Here is a 15,926-nt window from a genome sequence, read left to right on the forward strand (position 1 = left end):
GCTCCACTTATAACGAGTTGAGTAACTGGTCAAACAATTCGCGTGCAACAGAAATTACTTGGGCATTGGCAGAAAACATTTGTTCATACTTAATTAAGTTAGCCGCTTCCTCATCGAGATTAACGGCAGAAACAGAATCACGCAAACGCGTTGTTTCCTGTAATACTTGTTCACTTGCATCACGGTTTACCCTTGATGATGCAGTATCAATGCCAATAGCTTCAACCAGAGAGCTATATGCATCACTATAACTGGCGGTACCGTTATCAAAGTTTCCTTGATTTTGTAACCCGGCTAACGCTAAAGCATTGCGATTATCAGAGGCGGCATTACTATTAAAATCTAAGGTAAAAGTGTCACCTGCTTGCGGCGTTCCTTGAATCGATGCTTGAATACCTAAGTAAGTAGAAGTGGCAAAGCCAGGCAATTGAGTGTCACCAAAAAGCAAACTATTGGGAGGAAAGGTTTCCAGCGATATACCATCAGATAAACGCACATCGAGAGAGCCACCAATTGCAATAGCTGAAGTTACACCGGCGCCGTTACCATCCAACGCCACGGTAGGATTACTACCATCACCAACACTTAATGAATCGGGTCCACCAGCATCGGCTTCTAATGAAATTTGAAAGTCGTCACCTTCAGTGGAATAAATTCGTAGTTCTGATACGCCAGTAGTAGCATCAATACCAGCGACAGCATAAATTCCTCGCGCACTTAAATTAGCATTATTATTGATTCTATCTTCTAAGTAATCATTAAACTGATCCGCGCTGAGTGTCGGATCCGGTACATCCGGGTCGAGAATAAATGTACCTGAACCTGCATCAAATTCATATTCTATTAAATCCTCACCATTTAAATTGATTTGTAATGGCGAAGTTAAACTGAGGTTTTGTACATCAGTAATTTCCATATAATTTGATGCTGTGGCCGATACGCCTTCGACATTATTCAAAAGGCTTGCAGTTTCTCTTGCACTGGCATTAATTGAAGTAAAAACATTAAGCGATGTATCTGGAACTCCCGGCTGTGAGGATGCTTGTGTAATAGTAATAGCTTCTGCAGGGTAACCATTGGTTAATGCTCCGCCGCCTACCACAGGCAGTCGCCCCAAAGGCAAACCTATCGAGCTGCCATTGGTTTGTACTGCAGTTTCACCTGGATCGCTTGGAAAAAGGTTGTTAGATATTCCTGGTATATAACGTTGATTGCGAATAGGAGGATTTAAATCAACGGGATTACCGGGATTACTATTATCTAAAATTTCATACGTATTGGCTGTGGTAAAACGTACCATAAGTGGCGGATTCATTTCGCCTGGTGTGGCAAAAAGCGGCAAAGAATTGCCATTAACATCATCTAGGGAAAGCACTTCGCCAAAGTTAATATCACCGTTACCAACATTACCAATAGAGGCATCAGTAACTAAAGGACTGCCGAAAGCAATACTACTTGCATCTAATAACTTGGCGCTAAAATCTCGTGATGCTGACCTAGATGGCAATAGGGTATAAGAGTCACCAACCTGAAAAGAACCACGTTCAAAAACTAATTCGAAGCCATCAAACTCGACTGTTTGCGGTGTTGCACCAGTTAACACATTAGAAATAACCTCTTCGCCAGTGCCAAGATTAGTAACGCGAAACAGACCTCCTGCCTCAATTGTAACTTCATAATCGTCTGCAGTAATACGACTGCTATCAGCAATATTTAATGAAAGAACACGGTCATTAGGTAGATTGTTGTTAGAGTTACCAATAACCCTATTACGAGCAATGGTCGTTTCATTAACATCGTAGAAAAAATTACCACCAAACTCATTGTTTAAGTTGATTCCCTGTTGATGAAGTTCATTAAATGTATCAGCCATCACGATAGCAATGCGCCCTAACTCATTATAGGCTTGATCCATAACAGTATTTTGAAAGCGCAACAGGCCACCTAGCTCTCCACCTGAAATAAGATCGGTAATAATAATGTCATTGGCACCATTTTCAAAAGCCACATCCAGTCGCTGACTGTTAGATGCACTTGCGACAACATTAATATGCCGAGCCTCAGTACCAATAACAAGGTTTTGACCGCTGTTGAGCACCACATTCACCTGACCCGCACCTTGATCATACGTTTGTACAGCAACTAGCTCTGATAATTGTCGTATGGCTTCGTCCCGCTGATCGAGAAGGTCATTCGGCTGCGCATCATCGACCCCTTGCGCGTCAGCTATACGAAGATTAAGTTGCACAATATTATCAACTAAAGAATTAATTTGAGATACAGCAGAATTTATAAAGTCATCAACACTATCATTAATCACTTCTAAACGGTCGTATATAGTGTTAAAACGATCGGCAAGATTTTCTGACTCACTTAAAATAAGTTGTCGTGCTGGAATTGAAGTTGGATCGTCAGCGCCATTCTGTAAAGCGGCGAAAAATGTTTCCAAACCTCCAGACAAGCCCGTCGCCGGATCTGAGAGTAAACGGTCTAATTGACTAATATTTTCATTGTAAATATCTAAGTCCTTAAATAAACTAGTATCTACACGCATTTGTTCAATAATAAACTGATTAGCCACACGTTCAATTGACGCAACATTAACACCGTTACCAATAAAACTATTCCCGATAGGCGTTGCGTTGTTAGTTTCAGAATTAACAATTTGCCGGCTGTATCCTTCGACATCTGCACTAGCAATATTATGCCCGGTAATACTTAAATTACTCTGGGCAACACGTAGACCAGTAACACTTACGCCTAAAAGCTGAGATGTCATAAGTCACCTTTTACCTGCTGAGCAAAAAATTCGCGAGCAAAATCACTTAACACTTGTATTACTTTGCTTCGTACATTTCTTACTTTTTCGACATAATTTGGATCGGTAGCAAAGCCAAAATCTTTCAGAGATTGAATATAACTATCCCCGTCTTTAGCATTCAAAGCATCTTGGTAACGTGGATTGTCTCGTATGAAAGTGATGTAATCATCAAAGCTCTGCTGAAAATTTTCATATTTTCTAAACTGAGCTTGCTCTTTAACTGCAGTGCCACCACTGAATTCCAGCACAGTTTTACCTACAGAGCCCCCAGACCATTGTGAGCCAGTCTTAATATTAAATAAATTATGGCTAATATCCCCTTCACTATCACTAACGATGTGTTGTCCCCATCCAGTTTCCAGGGCTGATTGGGCAATAAGCGTTTCCGTATCGACTCCGAGCTTTTGTGCAGCACTTTTAGCATAATGGTATATGCCTCGAATAAATTCTTCTGGAGAATTGAAACTGCTATTTTTCTTCGCGTCTATTTTCTCTGTTTGCTCTAGCTCATGCAGTCCCCCATCAGCGTCGCTCTGATAAGGAGGTTGCTCCAATCTTTTATTATGCAATAAATTATTAGCGTCGCTTTCACCTATACGGCTGTCAGTATCGCCGTAACTTTTACTTAATTGGCGATATAGAACATCGGCGATACCAAGGCCTTTGCCATGGGAAAGTGAAAGTGACATTTGCTGATCGAGAAGATCGCGATAAAACTTCGATTCATTACTATTAAAGATATTACCACTCTCGAAAACTTCATTCGCCGAACGCATACTCTTGATCATCATCGACATAAATAATGACTCGAATTGTTGCGCTACTTTTTTTAAAGCTTGTTCTTGATTCTCTTCATTTTTAATTTTTTGCAAACCGTGAAAATCTGTATAAACTTCCGAGGAAGTCAGAGGAGAAGCTTGCGATTGAAGTAAAGACGTAGGTGATAGTGATAATTCAGGCGATTTCATTTATATCACCAAGATCTCAGCTTTAAGAGCACCCGCTTGTTTAAGTGCTTCTAAAATTGCCATTAAATCGCCTGGCGCAGCCCCAACCTCATTCACAGCCTTAACAATATCGCTCAATGTTGGCCCTGGAGATAATAAAAACATGGGGCCGCTTTCTTCTGTTATTTCCACATCACTATCGGGCACCACAACAGTGGTGCCATCAGCAAGGGCATTGGGTTGGCTGACGGCAACATCCTCGCGTACGGTTACCGTCAATGATCCATGTGTCACTGCAACAGGCTCTACGCGCACGTGTTGGCCGACAACAATCGTTCCAGTTCGAGAATTAATGACTATTTTAGCCGAAGCTTTCCCCGGCACCACTTCAACGTTTTCTAATAAAGACAGATAGTCGACTCTTTGCGCTGGGTTTTTCGGGGCCTGTACACTAATTGATGTAGCATCCACGGGAATTGCCACATCTGGACCAATAAGATCATTGATACTATCGGCTACACGTTTGGCTGTTGTAAAATCAGGAGTATGTAAATTAAATGTAATACGCTCCGTGCCACCAAAAGTGGTGTCGATAGCACGTTCCACCATAGCACCATCAGGAATACGGCCAACACTTGGTACGTTAACTGTTACACGAGAACCATCAGCACCTTCGGCACCAAAACCGCCGACAATAAGACTGCCCTGGGCAACGGCATAAGTTTTTCCGTCCAAACCTTTTAGTGGTGTCAATAATAAGGTACCGCCCCTAAGGCTTGAAGCATTCGCAATAGAAGAAATAGTAACATCCACTTTTTGTCCAGGCTTAGCAAATGGCGGTAACTCGGCATGAACCACAACCGCAGCAACATTACTCACCTGAAAATTCGCGCCATCAGGAATAGTAACACCAAACTGCCGTAGCATTGCCGCAAAAGACTGGCCAGTGAAAGGGGCTTGATTAGTCTTGTCTCCAGTACCGTCTAAACCAACCACTAATCCATAGCCTAGTAATTGGTTTACTCGAACACCGTCAACCGATGCAATATCTTTTATCCTTTCTGAAATCACATACGGAGAAAAACAAAAGCCGTACAATGCTATAAATAATAAATACCGTCGCATGATACTCTGCCTTAAAAGGGCCATATTGCACTATTAAAAAAACGACTTAGCCACCCCATCTCTTGGGAATCTGCCAATTCACCCGTACCAGAATATGTGATTCTGGCATTTGCTATTCGATTCGACTGTATAGTATTCTCAGGCGTAACATCTCCAGGGCGAATAAGACCACTGATACGAATAAATTCATCACCTCGATTTAGTGTTATCCACTTCTCGCCTCTTATAACTAGAGTTCCATTGGGAAATTTATCTACTACAGTCACACTAATATTACCTGTTAAACGATTACTTTGATCAGCACCGGCCTCGCCAGTAAATTCCCGTGTCCCGCTAAGTGCTGTACCCAAATTATATTCTCCAATACTTAGCTGGCCACCTAAAATTGTGCCCTCTCCTGTAGGTGCGAGTTCTACGTCATTCTCCTTAGTGATTTCGACATTACTACTCTTACTAGAGGAGGTTTGCTCCTGCAAAACGACAGTAATAATATCGCCAATATCTTTCGCCTTGCCGTCACTAAATAATATCAGACCGGAATTATCACTAAATAAAGAGCCATTGTGTGGGGTATTGCGCTCTGGCATAGTTTTTAAAACAGGCGCATAGTAGGGATCGTTGGGACGCGGAGGCGCTTGTATGACACAAGCGCTTAGTACACAACACATTGTCAACATCACCAAGAAATTACTAGCGTTGGAAAAAGGTTTGTCTCTTAAAGTTATCATTATTTCTTCACGCTATAAATTTTGAGATAAAAATTGCAGCATCTGATCAGCCGTTGAAACAACCTTAGAGTTCATTTCATATGCCCGTTGAGTCGTTATCATGTTCACCATTTCTTCAACGATATCGACATTGGAGTTTTCTAACATTCCCTGCTTAGTTTCCCCCAAACCATTTTCACCAGGTGTGCCGGTAAGAGGGTCTCCACTAGCGGCTGTCTCTAAAAATAAATTTCCACCTATTGCCTGAAGACCCGCAGGATTGACAAAATCTGTTACCTGGATATTTCCAAGTACAGCGGCGGCGGGTTGACCTGCAATAAAGGCACTTACCAAGCCATCGGTACCGATGGTAATATTTTCAACGTTGTCAGGAACTGTAATATTAGGATCGAGTAAAAGCCCACTGGCGTTGACTACCTGCCCTTCACCATTTAAATGGAACTGTCCATTGCGGGTATAGGCAATATTGCCATCGGGTTGTTGTATTTGAAAAAATCCACGTCCATCAATCGCCACATCTAAGATTTGACCGGTGATTTGTAAACTACCAGAAGTAAACTCTTTTTGGGTACCAACAACACGCACACCTGTGCCTAGCTGTAAACCTGAAGGTAGTTGTGTTTCTTCCGTATTTAAGCCACCGGGCTGACGCTGTATTTGGTAGAGTAAATCTTCAAATACCGCGCGATCGCGCTTAAATCCAACAGTGGAGGCGTTGGCTAAATTATTGGATATTGTTGTTAACTGCGTATCTTGTGCCGCCAATCCTGTTTTACTTACATACAATGCAGCGTGCATATTCTACCTCTACTTCAATACTTACGGTAATTATTACTATTAATTTTTGGCAACGGCGATACATCCTCGCATCGCTAACCTTGAGACTGCAACAGCCGTGCCGAAGCCTCTGAGTTTTCTTGGGCAACTTGCATTATTTTTATTTGCATTTCGAATTGTCGCGATAAACTTAAAATACTTGTCAATTCATTTACTGCATTAACGTTGCTACCCTCTAAAAAACCCGAAACTATTCTGACAGCCCCATCAGCCGGTATATCTTGATTGGGATCACGAGGACGAATGAGTCCATCTTCAGATTTTTCTAAACTATCAATTGGAGGATTAACTAATTTTATTCTTTCGATCTGGGCAATTTCTTCTACCCCTTGACCTAAAGGAATAATAGTAATTGTTCCATCTAGACCAATTTCTATTTTTTCAGACGGAGGAATAGCGATAGGCCCTCCATTACCGATAACCGGCAAACCATTTCCGGTGCGTAATATACCCACACTGTCGAGATGTAGAGAACCTGCTCGAGTATATGCCTCTTGCCCATCAACTGCTTGCACAGCAATAAACCCTTGCTGCTCAATGGCGATATCTAAATCTCTTCCTGTTTCTATCAAGGCACCATGAGAAAAATCTGTCGCAGGGCGTTCGGTTAACGCATAGGCACGAGTGGGAAAGCCATCTCCATAATAAATGGGCATACTACGAGCTTGGGCAAAGTCTGCTCGAAAACCGGTGGTATTGACATTGGCCAAGTTATTGGTGTGGCTGACCTGCGCCATCATATTGTTTTTGGCCCCTGTCATGGCAATGTACAATGCTTTATCCATAATAAATTCCGTCAAAAAAATGTATGTATAGACATAATGCTATTGAGTAATAGAAGTTGAGCAATATAAATGCCAAGAGAGAACTAACTGATAGAAGGATAGATTTTATAAAGACTGCAATACGAGTGTGAAAATAATAGAAAGAAGAAATTAAGATCGCCAATGCAACAGTCATATTTTTGGCAATAGCAATTGATAAGGCCTCTATTAACCCGGCATAAATATCTGCCGGGTTAATAAAAAATTATCTTAAATTGATAATTGTTTGGGTTACAGTGTCTGCGGTTTCGATAGTTTTAGCGCTTGCTTGGAAGTTACGTTGTGCAATAATAAGATTAACAAGCTCCGCGGATATATCTACATTCGACTCTTCTAAAGCGCCAGCTTGCACTGTGCCCAATGCACCTGTGTTAGCAGCGGCGACGCGCGGTTCCCCCGAGCGAAAGTTTTCTACCCATGTGCTATTACTTGAAGGCTCTAAGCCTTCTTCATTGGGAAAGTCTGCAAGAGCTACCTGCCCTAAAATCTGAGATTCCCCATTGGTAAAGCGCGCGAAAACAATACCACTAGCATCGATATTGAGGCCAGAGAGGCGCCCGGTTGCAAAACCATTTTGATCCGCATCATTAACGGAGAACGCCGATCCTGTTTGTGTCGTTCCTGTGTAGTCAATAATAAAATTCGAACTTGTAGGTGGCTCTGGAATTGGGATGGAGCCACCCGCTAGTACGTTTTGTGGCCCGGCAGCAGAGTTAGGCTGTCCTTCCTCATCCAAAGGAACCCAGTTGGAAATTAATATGGGCTCACTTCTAGTTGTATCTAGAGAACCGTCATCATTAAAAAATATATTATAAACGGCATCTGTTGCTACGGTATTCTGTGGCGGTGGCAGCAAAGTATTAGGGTCACCTATATCCTCGCCATCAATTTGTATGTGTACTTGCCAATGGTTAGGGGTTGTCGTAGGGTTATTGGGATCATATTCTTGCTTGACAAAATACTGTGTCATCACATGAGCAATCCCCAAGCTATCAAAAACCGTCATAGATGTAGCGCTGTTATACGTCGCTTGATCGGTGGGATCAAATTCATTAAGTGTAACATTAGTGAATTCAGTTGGGCTAATGGGTTGAAAAATTAAGGTGTTAGGAGGCGTCACCAAATCAAAACCTTCATCAAAAACAATATCAATAACCCCACCCACTACTAATGAATTAATAGAGGCGTCACTGCTACCGGCAGCAATACCATCAGCTGCAGCATCAACTTCTAACGTCTGCGGTAATGCATCTGGATCACCGAGCACTGTTATAGCATCACCATCATCTAAGCTATCGATACTAATTGCAATATCACCACCACCGGCAGAAGTTAATACCAAAGTACCTGCCGCTGCATTATGCACCGCTGAGATTCCAGGTAAGGTAGAATTACTAAGGCCATTAATTTCTGTTTCAAGTGCAGCTAAGCTATCCCCTGTTAATGTTACGCTGTTAACTGTTAAAGCAAGGTTACCAGCGGCACTGGTATAATTAGATATTGTCGCTTCCGTTCTTGCTGTTGCTGACACACCTTGTAAAGCATTGAGACCAGAAGCTGTTGTCGCTGCACTATCTCCAGCAACTGTATTATAAGTAACTGTATCACCATCGGGGTTAGTAACTTGAATAGGTTGTGCAGGGTAACCATTAGTGACTTGTGCTTCTCCAGAAACTGCTGCCAACGCTGGCGTGAGACCAATTAATGCAGAGTTAGCGGTATTACCACTAATTGAGATATCAGAACTTAGACCTTCTTCAGCTGCTGTTATAACAATTGCAAAGTTACCACCGCCGAGGTCTTGCGCACGAGCCACCACATCGATAGCTGTTTGCGGGGGCGTTGGAGTAAAGATTTGTGAGTTGATAACACTAGCCAAAATATTTAAATCATTAAACGTGGTAACGTTACGCGGCACACCCGTTGTTGTTTGTAGATTAACATCTACCGCTCCAAAATTTGTCGCCGGTGCAGTTAATTCAACGGTAAAATCCATTGGCGTTGTTAGAAAATCATTGGCTAATGGCAGTGTAAAAGGCGCACCTGTTAATACAGTAGTTGTGGCATTTTGCCTGCCGACCTGAGTAACACCAATACCCACACCTTCTGTGGTTAATGAGCGCCCTTCTCTTTGTAATACTGGCTCTGCTGCATCTAAATTTAATACCGATTCAACTAGGGTTGTTCGACGGGGAGCAAGATTGCTTGTTTGAATTTGAATATCCCCGGCTATACCACCAATATTGCCTTGGGCATCCGCAGGGAAGCCCTGCAAAAATGCGCCTGTAGTATTAACCACAAATCCTCTATCGTCTAAACCAAAAGCTCCTGCGCGAGTGTAGCGAGTTTCACCTTGTTGGTTTAATACAAAAAAGCCATTACCATTAATAGCAAGGTCTAAATCTTTTTCTGTAAAGGCAACATTTCCCTGTTCAAAGTTTTGTGCAACATCTTGAATCTGTACACCGCTACCAATGGCTACACTGCCCGAACCCTGTGCATAAACATCTCCAAATTCAACACGAGAGGATTTAAATCCAGTTGTCGAGGCATTAGCAATATTATTGCCGGTAACGTTAAGTTCTGTCGACGCGGCACGAATTCCGCTCAATGCTGTATCAAAAGGCATGACAACTTTCTCCTGAATTTATTACTTCTCAAAAACATCAATTTAATATGTTAATCAAATACTATTCATTAAATTGTTTAACATCCGCCAAACTCACGGCACCAATTCCAGCTAAGTTAAGAATAAGCGAACCGTTACTAGCAACGGTAACACTATTAACATTAGCGCTTAACGCTGTTTCTAGAACAGTATCGACACCATCAATACTTGATGTCACTTCAAATTTGTAAGTGCCTGCAGGCAAGCCATTTTCGTGGCTGCTTTGCCAATCGGTAAGATCACCATTAACTTCAAAATTCAAGCCATCCCAACGCATAACCATTTCACCTGCAGGTTGTTCACCTAAGCTAATTTGATCAACCAATTCACCAGCTTCGTTATATATACTGACCGATAAATCCCCTGTGCTAGAAGGAACATCTATACTGGCACTGACAACATTACCTGACTCTAAAATGGCTGTATCTGTGGGCACCGTAACCGAACGCCCAACCAGGCTCGATGCTTGTAGCGCTTGATTAGCAACAAAATTATTAGTAAAACTGTCAAAGTTATTATTGAGCTTATCGAGACTTTCTACAGAACTAAATTGCGCCAACTGTGCTACAAACTCCGTATTATCTTGTGGACTAAGAGGATCTTGATTTTCCAGTTGAGTAATCATTAATTCTAAAAAAGCACTTTGCCCAAGCTCATTGTCTTGTGGTGTGCTTTCTTTTTTATCTCTAATAGATAAATTATTAAAAACACTGTTATTTGTGGCGTTAAGTTCCGACATAATCTACCCTCTTATCCGATAAACACTCTATTGTCCGAGACTTAACACTCGTTGCATCATCTGTTTGGCTGAACTCATCATCTCCACATTCACCTGAAACGAACGGGATGCTGAAATCATATTCGTCATCTCTTCTACAATATTGACATTCGGATAATAAACATAACCATCTTCATTAGCTTTTGGATGTCCAGGTTCATAGCGTGGTTGCAATGGAGCATCACTTTCAACAATACCATCGACTCGAACTCTTGCGTTATCGGAGTTACCAAAACTATCACCAAAATTGTTTCCTGACATATCCTGATAAACTGCAGAGAATAAAGGATGCCTCCCGCGATACACTTGATCGCTACTGGAACTTGCTGTTTCTGCATTAGCAATATTACTTGCAGTAGTATTCAAACGAATACTCTGAGCATTCATGCCTGAGCCAGCAATATCAAAAATATTTGTAATTGCCATAGTTATTCTCCACGGATAGCTTTTTGCAGACCTTTAAAATTGCCATTCAAGAAAGTGAACGCAGCTTGAAACTCAAGATTGTTACGAGTGAACTCAGCGTGTTCAATATTTTCTTCCACTGTATTACCATCAACTGAAGGTTGTTGCGGTATACGATAGCTGTAGTCATCATCTCCCCTAGCGCCACGCGAGACCTCCATGTGTCCTTCATGAGTTTTATCCATACGACTATCGCTGTTTCCCATTTGACTTTTAAGCGCTTTGTGAAAATCAAAATCGCGGGCTTTATAGTTCGGAGTATCTACGTTTGCGAGGTTGCTCGAAATAACACCGGCGCGTTCGGCACGCAAACGCAGAGCGTTTTCTGCGAGGCCTACGGCTTTTTGGAAAGAAATTGTCGTCATCGCTTTGAGTTTTCCAGGGTCATTCTATTTTGCAATCACATTGTTACTCTCAAACTACGAGATTGCCGTGTACTTACTTATGGAATTCTAAAAGCAACTGATATGCCAACAATAGAGAGGATGTAACACAATGATTTATAAGGTTTTTTTAAATGAGAGAAAACTAAAAATTAAAACCAGGAAGAAAGCGGCAAAACTTATCCGCCAATGCGGTAATCTTCATACTGTGGAAAAGGCAACAGCCAAAGCCTAGAGAAAGCCCTGGCAAGCACCATTAGCATAGTGCCTACCAAATAGCAGAAAGAAATAAGGGTATAAGAAAATAATATAACGTGTTATCTACTTTGCTTTGTAAACAACCCCAGGATTACAGTGCACCATATCAAACAGATCGGAGGCGGCTGCAAGCGTTTCGGATGCACCTAAAAATAGGTAGCCACCTGGTTTTAAAGTACCATGAATTCGAGTCAAAATATCCTTTTTCAATTCTGCAGAGAAATAAATGAGAACATTACGACAAAAAACAATATCAAACCTACCTAGTGATGCATAACTTTCCTGTAAGTTTAACGGGCGAAAGTTAATACGTTGACGTAAGTTTCTTTTCATTTGCCACTGCTCATCACCTTGTGGCTCAAAAAAACTATTCAAACGGTCGTTAGACAAACCACGATTAATAGATAACCTATCATAGATACCTTGTTTAGCTTGCTGCAAAATTTCACTGGATAAATCAGTAGCGATAATTTCAACATTGAGGTTTCGAACCGAGTTATTTTCCTTCAAGCACTCCTCAATAATCATACTCATAGAATATGGTTCCTGGCCTGAAGAGCAAGCAGCAGACCAAATACGAAAGCGGCCACCAGGCTGATCTTGACTGAGTTGAGGAAGAAGTGTGTGTTTCAGATAATCATAGGGATAAACATCCCGGAACCAAAAAGTTTCATTGGTCGTCATGACATCAATCACTTGCTGACGCACTTTGCCATTAGTTGGTTGCTTTATGAGGCTAACTAATTGTGCAGTAGAACTACACTTATGTTCAGACAATATCTTCTTTAAGCGTGTTTCTACTAAGTACTTTTTATTATCACCTAAATCAATACCAGCAATTTGTCTTAAATACTCCCGAAACTCGTGAAACTCAGAGATCGAAAGCTGAGCAATCGTATTATTTACCATTCGCAAGCCATTATTATTTGCCTGTTAGTCCGGAAAACGAATAATCGCAGAGAGCTTACTCGTCACCTATTAACTCAGCAATGCGAGAATTTACACGTTTCGCCAACTCATCGGGATGAAACTTAGCAAGAAAATCATTAGCGCCAACTTTTTTCACCATAGCTTCATTAAAGACACCACTTAACGAGGTATGGAGCACAATATGCATATCTTTTAATTGAGGATTGGCCCTTATCTCCGCAGTAAATGTATAGCCGTCCATTTCTGGCATTTCGATGTCGGACACCACAAGCAATAGCTCATTATAAGGATCTTTGCCTGATTCTATGAGCTCAAGCAAATAGTCAAGGGCTTCTTTGCCGTCTTTACGCAAGGTTGTTTTAACACCCAGGCTTTCTACAACCTTTTGTATTTGCTTACGAGCAATAGAAGAATCATCAACAATAAGGATATGTTTTTGAACTTGAATGTCTTCTTGCGCAGCTTCAATAATCTCGGCACTGACATCCTCCGCCATTGGCGAAACTTCAGCTAAGATTTTTTCCACGTCTATGATTTCAATCAACTTGCCATCTACCTCAGATACAGCGGTAAGGTAATTGTCTTTACCCGCTCCCTTGGGTGGCGGGTGTATATCCGCCCAATTCATGTTAACTATTCGTTCAACCCCCTTCACAAGAAAACCCTGAGTCGACCTATTATATTCGGCGATAATAACAAAACAGTTCTCAATATCTGTTAAAGGCGGATGACCTGTCGCTAACTTCATATCCATAATAGGTATCGTGCCGCCACGTATATGTGCAAGACCTCGAATAACAGGATGACGCTTGGGGATTTCACTCAGTGCTGGACACTGTAATACTTCTTTCACTTTAAACACGTTAATTCCATATAACTGTGAGCCGCCAAGATTGAATAGCAATAGTTCAAGGCGATTCTGCCCCACCAACTGAGTGCGCTGATTGACACTATCAAGAACACCAGCCATATTGTTTCCTCTTCTGCGTTTTAATAGTATTAGTATATTTGAAAATAAACTTAGCAAGAGGCACAAGCTTTGCTAACATGTACTTATATGGACGTTTTTATACATCCCAAATAATGATATAAATTGTCGTTCTCGCTTACAGCATAGGACAAGAATCATGGAACTACGCAGTTTTTTTGCATCACTATCGTTAGTATTACTCTCATATAACGCTATATCGGCCGAAAAGCAGAATATAGAAGCGCTTAGGAATCACGTTCTAGCTCATACAACGTCACATTATAGAAATGTTTTTGGTGAAGAGAATTTCAAAAATAATGTCAAAATTCGGATTGGTAATCTCGACTCGCGTCTCAGACTCAATAGATGTGACGACAATTTGACATTCAAGATCAGCCAACCTCCGCAAAATATAAGTAACATTACCGTTAAAACAAGTTGTGTTGGTAAGCATCGCTGGACAATCTATGTTCCAGTTAAAATTGATGTCTACGCTAATGTACTGGTAGCAAAACGCTCTTTATCACGAGGGCACTTATTTACCGAGCATGATCTAGATTATCGGCAGCTTAACACTGCATCGTCGGGATATGGTTATCTTGAGGATATGTCGCGCGTTATAGGTATGGAACTAAAAAGACCTATAAGCTCCGGGGATATCGTACATTTAGCATTACTGAAAAAACCAAATATTGTACGTAAAGGACAAACCGTTATCGTGACTTCCAAATCGCGTTTCTTATCTGTGGAAACAGAAGGCATTGCCTTAATCAGTGGCCAACTAGGCCAAGATATAAGAGTTAAAAACCAACGGTCAAATAAAATTGTACAAGCACGAATAGTTGCGCCAGGTATTGTCGCGACCCGTTAGCATTAAAGGCTTTCACGCTAAGAAAGTGAGTACATAGTGGATTCGGCCTTAGCACAGATCTATCATGATTCAATTTTTTTTAGAAAATTTAAAAAAAACACTAATGTTCTTAGTTCAGTGGCCGATAAGAGAATCAAAGAAACTATGTAAGCATCGTCCAACCAACTTAAGCGGCAATGATTATGGTTATCGATCCTGGAAGTAATGTTAATTCTCACGGTACCTCTGCTGGCAAAGCTCGCCAACAGAATGCGACAAAGTCAGACGAGCAGGGCCTTGCATCGCCTTCAACGAAGCAACAACCTGCTGAGTCAGACAGCGTGTCATTGAGCTCAGCCAGCTTAAGCATCGCTAAAATCGAAAGTAAAATTGCTGAAACGAGTGACATAGATACGGCAAAGGTTGACCGCATCAAGACTTCGGTAGATTCTGGTAACTATCAAATCGATAGCGGCGCAATCGCCAATACCCTGCTGCAGGAAGAACAGCAACTAGGTTAATTTATCCCCTATCACTATCTAGATAAGTTTTTAATAGCGGCACTGACTAAAAACTTACTCGCAAATAACACGGCAGTACACCGACTCGATTTCCACTCGGCGCTAGACATAGAACATTAAACATCACCCGTTCTAATTACCCTTTGGCCAAGTAGCGACGCAAAATTCAGCAATTGCAAATTAGTTGATACTTTGATCAGCCTTCTACGGTGTTAAGGCACAGAATATGCAAAGTTATGGTTTTACTGCCAATTTAATTACTGCCTCAAAATTATATGCATGACAACACATAAGTATTACAACTTTTCAATGTGAAGTAGAACGACATGAATACAGATATTGCAGCTCAAGATATAGAAAGACAAATTGCATCTGACATCGATGCATGTCACACATTGCTCGACCTACTGGATCAGGAGCAAGAAGCTCTTAAGGCAAGGGATGCAGATTTACTTGAACAAGTTGTTAAAAACAAAATGCCAGCCCTCTCCCATCTTGAAGAAAGTGCCAAGCGCAGAGCGAGCTGGGCAAATATCACTCAAGAAAAACAATCTTCAGGTAAATGGGAAGAGTTTGTTAATAGCTTTAATCAGCAGCAACTCAAAGAACACTGGCAAGAGTTGAAGCGACTCACACAACAATGCCAGCAAAAGAATGAAATAAATGGCAAAATTCTTAGCCGCCAACAACAGATTTATGGTCGTTTGGTGGGATTGTTACGTGGTCAAACCTCTGCGCCAAATTTATACAGTGCGGCTGGTACGGCGACAGCAAGTAGGTCATCAATTAAAGTGGACGAAGCCTAAAGCTTTTATCCGCCA

At 41.4% G+C, this 15,926-nt stretch carries 15 protein-coding genes; 3 read left to right on the forward strand and 12 right to left on the reverse strand.

What is annotated here, in order from left to right; all coding sequences use genetic code 11:
* Positions 1 to 7 precede the first annotated feature (7 nt).
* The 12 genes from flgK to BVC89_RS18080 all read right to left on the reverse strand — a co-directional run bounded on the left by flgK (position 8) and on the right by BVC89_RS18080 (position 13,734).
* Entirely contained in the window at positions 8 to 2,779 is a 2,772-nt protein-coding gene (gene flgK / locus BVC89_RS18025) for a flagellar hook-associated protein FlgK (RefSeq protein WP_086932531.1), read from the reverse strand.
* Positions 2,776 to 3,789, reverse strand: a complete 1,014-nt coding sequence (gene flgJ, locus BVC89_RS18030) for a flagellar assembly peptidoglycan hydrolase FlgJ (RefSeq protein ID WP_086932532.1) — start codon at positions 3,787 to 3,789, stop codon at positions 2,776 to 2,778. The genes flgK and flgJ overlap by 4 nt, the downstream gene beginning before the upstream one ends.
* The gene (locus BVC89_RS18035) at positions 3,790 to 4,893 is read right to left on the reverse strand and encodes a flagellar basal body P-ring protein FlgI (protein WP_245929136.1); all 1,104 of its coding nucleotides are present in this window, start codon (positions 4,891 to 4,893) and stop codon (positions 3,790 to 3,792) included.
* 11 nt (positions 4,894 to 4,904) lie between these two features.
* Positions 4,905 to 5,621 carry a flagellar basal body L-ring protein FlgH gene (gene flgH / locus BVC89_RS18040; protein WP_245929137.1) on the reverse strand — a complete coding sequence of 239 codons (717 nt, stop codon included), beginning with the start codon at positions 5,619 to 5,621 and terminating at the stop codon, positions 4,905 to 4,907.
* A 12-nt stretch (positions 5,622 to 5,633) separates the two neighbouring features.
* Positions 5,634 to 6,419 carry a flagellar basal-body rod protein FlgG gene (gene flgG / locus BVC89_RS18045; RefSeq protein WP_086932534.1) on the reverse strand — a complete coding sequence of 262 codons (786 nt, stop codon included), beginning with the start codon at positions 6,417 to 6,419 and terminating at the stop codon, positions 5,634 to 5,636.
* Positions 6,420 to 6,493: 74 nt separating this feature from the next.
* Positions 6,494 to 7,243, reverse strand: a complete 750-nt coding sequence (locus BVC89_RS18050; protein ID WP_086932535.1) for a flagellar basal body rod protein FlgF — start codon at positions 7,241 to 7,243, stop codon at positions 6,494 to 6,496.
* Between the two features lie 244 nt (positions 7,244 to 7,487).
* A complete protein-coding gene (locus tag BVC89_RS18055) occupies positions 7,488 to 9,911 on the reverse strand; it encodes a flagellar hook-basal body complex protein (RefSeq protein ID WP_086932536.1) in 2,424 nt (807 codons plus the stop codon).
* A 61-nt stretch (positions 9,912 to 9,972) separates the two neighbouring features.
* Positions 9,973 to 10,689 carry a flagellar hook assembly protein FlgD gene (locus tag BVC89_RS18060; RefSeq protein ID WP_086932537.1) on the reverse strand — a complete coding sequence of 239 codons (717 nt, stop codon included), beginning with the start codon at positions 10,687 to 10,689 and terminating at the stop codon, positions 9,973 to 9,975.
* Positions 10,690 to 10,716: 27 nt separating this feature from the next.
* A complete protein-coding gene (flgC, locus tag BVC89_RS18065) occupies positions 10,717 to 11,154 on the reverse strand; it encodes a flagellar basal body rod protein FlgC (protein WP_086932538.1) in 438 nt (145 codons plus the stop codon).
* A gap of 2 nt (positions 11,155 to 11,156) precedes the next feature.
* Positions 11,157 to 11,558, reverse strand: coding sequence for a flagellar basal body rod protein FlgB (gene flgB, locus BVC89_RS18070; RefSeq protein ID WP_086932539.1), 402 nt, complete (start codon positions 11,556 to 11,558; stop codon positions 11,157 to 11,159).
* Between the two features lie 339 nt (positions 11,559 to 11,897).
* Positions 11,898 to 12,743, reverse strand: coding sequence for a CheR family methyltransferase (locus BVC89_RS18075; protein ID WP_086932540.1), 846 nt, complete (start codon positions 12,741 to 12,743; stop codon positions 11,898 to 11,900).
* A gap of 55 nt (positions 12,744 to 12,798) precedes the next feature.
* Positions 12,799 to 13,734: a chemotaxis protein CheV gene (locus tag BVC89_RS18080; RefSeq protein ID WP_086932541.1), complete on the reverse strand. Its 936-nt coding sequence runs from the start codon at positions 13,732 to 13,734 to the stop codon at positions 12,799 to 12,801.
* Between the two features lie 157 nt (positions 13,735 to 13,891).
* Between BVC89_RS18080 and flgA the strand changes: the two genes are divergently transcribed.
* The 3 genes from flgA (at position 13,892) to BVC89_RS18095 (ending at position 15,911) form a co-directional block, all read left to right on the forward strand.
* Positions 13,892 to 14,605, forward strand: a complete 714-nt coding sequence (gene flgA, locus BVC89_RS18085; protein WP_086932542.1) for a flagellar basal body P-ring formation chaperone FlgA — start codon at positions 13,892 to 13,894, stop codon at positions 14,603 to 14,605.
* A 182-nt stretch (positions 14,606 to 14,787) separates the two neighbouring features.
* Positions 14,788 to 15,105 (forward strand): flagellar biosynthesis anti-sigma factor FlgM, encoded by a 318-nt coding sequence (gene flgM / locus BVC89_RS18090; protein WP_158658013.1) that lies wholly within the window; start codon positions 14,788 to 14,790, stop codon positions 15,103 to 15,105.
* A 326-nt stretch (positions 15,106 to 15,431) separates the two neighbouring features.
* Positions 15,432 to 15,911 carry a flagella synthesis protein FlgN gene (locus BVC89_RS18095; RefSeq protein ID WP_086932544.1) on the forward strand — a complete coding sequence of 160 codons (480 nt, stop codon included), beginning with the start codon at positions 15,432 to 15,434 and terminating at the stop codon, positions 15,909 to 15,911.
* The last annotated feature ends 15 nt before the right edge of the window (positions 15,912 to 15,926 follow it).

This window comes from Agarilytica rhodophyticola (assembly GCF_002157225.2).
GTDB lineage: Bacteria > Pseudomonadota > Gammaproteobacteria > Pseudomonadales > Cellvibrionaceae > Agarilytica > Agarilytica rhodophyticola.